Raw genomic sequence first — 985 nt, forward strand, 5'->3', positions numbered from 1 at the left:
CGACGACCGTCCGGTCTTCAACCTGGGCAGCGATGTCATCATCGACGAAGCGGCCGGGACGGTCACCTTCACCATCACCAAGACGGGCGCCACCGACGTTGCCTCGAGCGTCAGCTACGGCACCGCGGACGGCACGGCGACGGCGGGTTCGGACTACGCTGCGGCCAGCGGCACGCTCAACTTCGCGGCCGGCGAAACCAGCAAGACCGTCACGGTGGCGATCACCAACGACAGCGTCTTCGAAGGCACCGAAAACTTCAGCCTCACCCTGAACACCCCGGTCAACGCGACGATCGGCGACGGCACGCAACAAGTCACCATCGTCGACGACGGGCGCAACCTGCCCGGCGGCCCGGCCAACGACGACCGGCCGGTGGTCAGCATCGGCAACGACGTCCTCATCGACGAAGCGGCCGGCACCGTCACCTTCACGGTCAGCATCACGGGCAACACGACGCAGCCGGTCACCGTCGACTTCGCCACCGCCAACGGCACGGCGACGGCCGGCAGCGACTACACCGCACAAAGCGGCAGCCTGAGCTTCGCCCCGGGCGTCACCAGCCAGACCATCACGATTGCCATTGCCAACGACACGACCTACGAAGTCTCGGAAGACTTCACGGTCTCGATCAGCAACCCGAGCAACGCCGTGCTCGGCACCGCCAGCGTCACCGGCACCATCGTCGATGACGGGCGCAGCCTGCCGGGCGGCCCGGCCAACGACGACCGGCCGGGTTTCAGCATCAACGACCTGACCATCGACGAAGCGGCGGGCACCGTCAGCTTCACGGTGACCCGGACGGGCGACCTGACGCAAAGCGCGGCGGTCGACTACGCCGGGCAAGACAATACGGCGACCGGCGCCGACTACAGCGTTGCCGCCGGCACCCTGAACTTCGCGGCCGGCGTCGCGACGCAAACCATCACGGTGGCGATCAATAACGACGGCACCTTCGAAGGCGCCGAACGCTTCAACATCAACCTG

At 67.0% G+C, this 985-nt stretch carries 1 protein-coding gene; it reads left to right on the forward strand.

The genetic code is table 11. The features are described 5' to 3' along the window. Positions 1-985: Calx-beta domain-containing protein (locus GH663_RS20865; RefSeq protein WP_211371227.1), on the forward strand; the 985-nt coding region annotated here is incomplete at both ends.

This window comes from Dechloromonas hortensis (assembly GCF_009469765.1).
GTDB lineage: Bacteria > Pseudomonadota > Gammaproteobacteria > Burkholderiales > Rhodocyclaceae > Azonexus > Azonexus hortensis.